The 6,280-nt window shown below is 36.8% G+C and carries 4 protein-coding genes and 1 tRNA gene; 2 read left to right on the top strand and 3 right to left on the bottom strand.

All coding sequences use genetic code 11. The features are described 5' to 3' along the window. Positions 1–232 precede the first annotated feature (232 nt). The 3 genes from H0V01_06740 to H0V01_06730 form a co-directional block, all read right to left on the bottom strand. A tRNA-Glu gene (locus H0V01_06740) sits at positions 233–304 on the bottom strand. A 160-nt stretch (positions 305–464) separates the two neighbouring features. Continuing rightward, the gene (locus H0V01_06735; protein MBA2583067.1) at positions 465–1,157 is read right to left on the bottom strand and encodes a hypothetical protein; all 693 of its coding nucleotides are present in this window, start codon (positions 1,155–1,157) and stop codon (positions 465–467) included. Further along, entirely contained in the window at positions 1,158–2,633 is a 1,476-nt protein-coding gene (locus tag H0V01_06730; GenBank protein MBA2583066.1) for a proline--tRNA ligase, read from the bottom strand. A 121-nt stretch (positions 2,634–2,754) separates the two neighbouring features. Between H0V01_06730 and H0V01_06725 the strand changes: the two genes are divergently transcribed. Then, positions 2,755–4,683 (top strand): hypothetical protein, encoded by a 1,929-nt coding sequence (locus tag H0V01_06725; GenBank protein MBA2583065.1) that lies wholly within the window; start codon positions 2,755–2,757, stop codon positions 4,681–4,683. 92 nt (positions 4,684–4,775) lie between these two features. Beyond that, a complete protein-coding gene (locus H0V01_06720; GenBank protein MBA2583064.1) occupies positions 4,776–6,248 on the top strand; it encodes a hypothetical protein in 1,473 nt (490 codons plus the stop codon). The last annotated feature ends 32 nt before the right edge of the window (positions 6,249–6,280 follow it).

Below are 6,280 nucleotides of genomic sequence, written 5' to 3'. Positions count from 1 at the left end.
TTCAATGCAAAAATAAAAGCTTTTAGGTCTGCTTTTAGAGGAGTTAGAAATGTAAGTTTTTTCTTGTTCAGATTAGCAAATATTTATGCTTAGAAATTTGCAGCCCCCAACTTTTCCGCTTGATCCGTAATGTCCATTAAAACTTTTATAGACTTATTAAATAAAACTAGAAGGATTTTCGGTGAGAAAATAAAAAAACCCTCTAAAATCAGATGTTTTAGAGGGTTTTTAGTAGCCCGTAGGGGAATCGAACCCCTGTTACCAGGATGAAAACCTGGCGTCCTAACCCCTAGACGAACGGGCCCTTTTGTTTTTGGGAGTGCAAACTTAATTAATAATTATTTCTCTCGCAAGATATTTTTTTATTCAAACCATGTTTTTTTGAAAAAACAGCTAAAAAAAACATTCCGCTGAGCCAATCAGGATTGTTTTTTCTTTTCTAACATCCTTTAAGTATAAGTAAATCAGGTTATATCACCAGCATCAGCCTGGAATTTAAATCCAAGTCTTTTTCCGGTTTTATTTCCAAGGTTTTTGCTCCATTCCTGCATTTCAGCAACAGAAGCTTGTTTTACATTATCATAAGGGGGTGTTAATAAATCAAAATCCATACTATAAAGAATTGCAGATTCGATTATTGATGTAATATCCTCTTTATTGATTACTGCATTTGCAAAATCATTGTATAAAAAACTCAACTGTCGCTTACCTTCCACAAAATAGTGCTTGTCCTTATTAATAAAGATTCGGGCAATTAAATAACCAATATCATCCATCCTATGAAATTCATAAGAATCAGAAAGGAAGTTATAAATGTGAATAACTGCGCAATATGCCCTTGAGGGTTCCTCTTTTAGGTATGAACTATTCCATAACTGATGGCTTTTATCAAAACTAAACACATTGGTATGGGTAGCAAATACTAGAACATCACCAGCAATTTGCAAAAGAAATTCTCCGGTGCCTTTTTCTTTGTAACTAATTTCTAAACGCGGATCAATCTCAGTAATCTTTGCTTTCAAATCAATTGCTATCTCTTCAGCTACAGCATTAAAATCAGAAAAAACGGAAGTAGCTAACTTATAAACGTCCTTTTTTACAATTGATTTTTCTATTAGTGTCTCAAATATTAATTCTCTGGGGGCTTTCTTTTTCATTTAATAAGCTTTTGCAAAAATTACGCGCTGGGTTGAAGGTTTACCCGAATATATACATTTACCTTCCTCTTGAACATTATTTAAAGGAATACACCTTATAGTTGCTTTGGTTTCATCTTTTATTTTTAACTCAGTTTCTGAAGTTCCATCCCAATGCGCCAGAACAAATCCTCCATCACCATTTATTCGCTTTTTGAATTCCTCATAACTATCCACTTTATTCGTGTTTTTCTTATTAAAAGCTAAAGCTTTATTAAACAAATTGTCTTGAATCTCTACCATCAGGTTTTCTATAATTATTTCAATGCCTTCCATTGGAAGAGAAGATTTTTCCCTTGTATCGCGTCTTGCAATTTCAACAGTTTTATTTTCCAAATCCCTTGGTCCAATTGCAATACGAACAGGTACTCCTTTAAATTCATAATCAGCAAACTTATATCCAGGGGTATACACATCCTTATCATCAAATTTTACCCTTAAACCTTTGGCTTCAAGTGCGGACATAATTTTTTTTGCTTCAATTCCAATAACATTTAATTGCTCCTGATTTTTAAAAATTGGTATTATAACAACTTGTATAGGGGCAAGCTTTGGAGGCAATACCAAACCCTCATCATCAGAGTGTGACATAACCAAAGCACCCATAAGCCTTGTGGAAACACCCCAGGAAGTAGCCCAAACAAAATCTAATTTTCCATCTTTTCCTGTAAATTTCACATCAAAGGCTTTTGCAAAATTTTGTCCAAGAAAGTGAGAAGTTCCTGCCTGCAAGGCTTTTCCATCTTGCATCAGAGCTTCAATGCAATAGGTTTCTATGGCACCGGCAAATCGTTCATTGGCTGTCTTTATTCCTTTAATAACTGGCACTGCCATATAATTTTCAACAAAATCAGCGTAAACTTCAAGCATTTTTTCTGCTTCTTCAATTGCTTCTGGTTTTGTGGCATGGGCTGTATGGCCTTCCTGCCAAAGAAATTCTGCAGTTCTTAAAAACAAACGTGTGCGCATCTCCCATCTAACTACATTAGCCCACTGATTTACTAATATTGGCAAATCTCTATAAGACTGAATCCAACCTTTATAAGTGTTCCATATTATGGTTTCAGATGTTGGCCTTACTATAAGTTCCTCTTCAAGCTTTGCATCAGGATCTACAATGATTCCAGAACCATCTTCTGCATTTTTTAACCTATAATGTGTTACAACGGCACATTCTTTGGCAAAACCCTCAACATGACTGGCTTCTTTGGTAAAAAAAGATTTTGGTATAAAAAGTGGAAAGTATGCATTGGAATGGCCTGTATCCTTGAACATTTTATCAAGTACAGCCTGCATATTCTCCCAAATGGCATATCCATAAGGTTTAATTACCATACATCCTCTTACTGCAGAATTTTCTGCAAGGTCAGCTCTTAATACCAGATCATTGTACCATTGAGAGTAATTTTCATTCCGTGTTGCCAAATTTTTCGCCATTTTCCGAGTTTGGTATAGTGTTTGTTAATTGTAGGTAAATTATATAATAATGCACGAAATTACAAAAATACTACCGACAACAAAGAATCCTCACCCTAAAACTATAAAAGGAGGCATAATCATGAAAACAATTATCTCGAGTTTAGTAGCAGCTGTTTTAATTTCCAGCTTTTATTCTTGCACAACTACAAGAAGTGCTTCAACTAGTAAGAACGATGATGTTTATTATTCACCAAAAGACGAACCAGTAAAAACTCAAGCTGCTGCAAGGCCTGAATATCAAAATCCTGATCGGCTTTCTGCTGCCCCTAATACTCAAGCTGATCCAATTGCTGACCAGGAATTTGAATATTACGATGAAAATGCTGCTGCTAGAAGCAATGGAGGAGTAACAAATAATTATTATGGTAACTATAATGATTATAGTTCCGATGATAATTATGATTATGCCTATGCTTCAAGGATCAGAAGATTTCACAATCCTGTTGGTTTTGGATATTACGACCCTTTTTATACAAATATGTATTATTATAATTACGATCCTTATTTTTATGGAACAAGTATTTATATGAGTTACAACTTTTGGAATCCTCACCCTTGGGGAGGTTGGAATGGCGGTTATGGCGGTTATGGCGGTTATGGCGGTTATTATGGTGGTTATGGATGGGGTGGAGGATACTATGGTTATGGCTGTGCTCCAGGATGGGGCGGTGGTTATGGCTGGGGTTACAACGCCTACAATCAAGGTTATAACCATGGATACAACAATGGTTACTATAATGGATACAATCAAGGACTTGCAGGCAATTACTATTACAACAGTTATGATAAAACCAATCATCATGTTGGCCCTAGAGGTTCAAGCACAGGTGCTGGAAGTGGAATAAATCCTTCTCCAAGGTCTCTTGGCCAGGTTTATCAATCTGCTATGATAACTGAAAACTCTTCACCGGTTAAAGCAGATGGCCCAAGAGGAAATATTAATGGCATTAGCAATGTAAATACTATCGACCCAAGAAGTAATTCAAACAGTATGAAACCTGGTAAATCAATTGATGGAACAAGTCCTGTTGAAACTACTCCGGGAAGACCAAATACGGTAAAACCCGATAAATCAATTAATGGAACAAGTCCTGTGGAAACTACCCCAGGAAGACCAAATACGGTAAAACCTGATAAATCAATTAATGGAACAAGTCCTATTGAAACTACCCCAGGAAGACCAAATACGGTAAAACCCGATAAATCAATTGATGGAACAAGTCCTGTGGAAACTACTCCAGGAAGACCAAATACGGTAAAACCCGATAAATCAATTGATGGAAATACTCCTGTGCAGACTAACCCTGTAAGACCAAATCAAAATGTTCAACCTCAGGTAAATCCGGGCCGACCAAATCCGAATGTAACACCACAATCGAGGCCTTCAGTTCAGCCTTCTCCTGGTCAACAGCCTGGCAGAACAAATGCTAACCCACAATCTTCTCCTGATGTTTATTCTCGTCCAAGCGAGCAAACAGGAAATACTCAAGGAAGAACGAATGTATACAATAGTCCCAAGCGAAATCCTAATACTTATCACCCACAGACTCCTCCAAATATGAATTCGAATCCGCAGAGACCGAGTTATAACCAACAACAGCCCTCACAGCAAAGGAATCCAAATCAACAAAATCCTACCTATAACAGGAGTGGAAATGGTGGGGGAAATAACAGTTATTCTCAGCCTTCACGGAGTTATCAACCCTCAAACACTCAACCCTCTAATAACCAGCCTTCTAATACTCAACCATCTAATAACCAGCCTTCTAACCGTAATTATTCGCAGCCTGCCCCTACGCAAAATCCTGGTTATTCCCAGCCTTCTAGGAATTCAGGTGTTTCTCAGCCTTCCCCTTCAAATTCTCCTTCAAGAGGAACTGGGGGTTCAATGAGTTCACCTTCAAGAAACAGTGGTGGATCAATGAGTTCTCCTTCTGGAGGTGGCGGAGGGACAATGAGTTCACCATCCAGAGGAGGGAGTTCTCCTGCGGGAAAATCTCCAAGATAATTCATATCTTTAGTTTAAGCAGGGAGAAAATTCTTCCTGCTTATAATTGGGAATAATTAAATTAGAAAATAAAATAATTTAAAAATAAGGGTATGAAAAAAATTAACTTTTCAATCTTTTTTATCATTGTTTCAGCTGGAATTTTACAAGCTCAAACTGCTGATGATGCTTTAAGATATTCACAATTTAATGTTTTTGGTACTTCCAGGTATTCCTCCATGGGCGGAGCATTTGGCGCTTTAGGCGGAGACATCTCTGTTTCTTCTACCAATCCTGCAGGTTTAGCAATTTACAGAAGATCTGAATTTACTCTTACTCCTTCTGTTTTTGCCAGAAATGTAAACTCAACCTTTCAAAACCAAAATAGTGGTGATAATGATATCAATTTGAATTTTAATAATATTGGTTTTGTTGGGGCAAATGTTTTTGATAGCCCATCAGCTGGAGGTTGGGTTAGTACTGCTTTTTCTTTTGGTTATAACAGAACAAATAATTTTGATAGCAATACTTTATTAAGGGGCGAAAACAGGAACAGTTCATTACTTGATGTTTTTGTAAACCAAGCCAATTCCCGTGGTGGACTAAGCCCCGATCAACTTAATCCTTTTGGTGCCTTTCTTGCTTATCAGGCCAATCTTATTTTTGATGTGGATACTTTAAATGGTTTTGAATACACCAGTGATATTCCAAATGGGGGTAGAGAAGGGGTTTTTCAAAGAAAATCAATTATTGCATCGGGTGGAATGGGTGAGGCCTTTTTCTCTTTTGCTGGAAATTATGATGACAGGCTTTATCTTGGAGGAACAATTGCTTATTCAACAGTTAGATACAACTATTTTTCTACTCATCGTGAAGAAGCATTTCCGGATACAACACATATTCTTGAGTCTTTTACTTATACTGATGAATATAGAACTACCGGAGGAGGAGTTAACCTAAAAATAGGTGCTCTTTACAGGGTTTTTGATTGGTTCAGGCTTGGTGTTGCAATTCACACCCCAACTTTTTATAGCCTTTCAGATACTTATGCCAACACTATAACAAGCAGGTTCAAGCCTAATTATACTTTTTTGGATACCACTGCTAGTGCTACCGGTAGTTTTAATTATAGCCTTACTACTCCCATGAGAGCGATAGGAAGTTTTGCAATTATTATTGCAAAACAAGGCTTAATTAGTGCAGATTATGAAGTTGTGAATTATTCATCCGCAATGTTTTCAGCACCAAAAACAGACTTCGCAGATGTAAACATGGTAATTCGTGATAATTTGACTTCCACATCTAACCTAAGAGTAGGTGCAGAATGGAGATTTGATCCTTTTGCACTTAGAGCAGGTTATTCTTTACAAGGCAATCCATACAGAAGTGATTTTAATCAAGGCAGCATCAATAACTACACAATTGGTTTTGGAATTCGTGAAGAATCATTTTTCCTTGATTTTGCTTATATTCTTTCCCAGGCAAGGGATCAAAGCTTATATATTTATGATCCTGCATTTGTTAATCCAGCCCTGGTTCACATTAATACCAGTACAGTAATGGCAACATTTGGAATGAAATTCTAGTTACCCAATTCACTACAAAAAAAAATCTCCTG

The organism is Bacteroidota bacterium (genome assembly GCA_013696965.1).
GTDB lineage: Bacteria > Bacteroidota > Bacteroidia > JACCXN01 > JACCXN01 > JACCXN01.
This window is presented reverse-complemented; position numbering and strand designations above follow the sequence as displayed.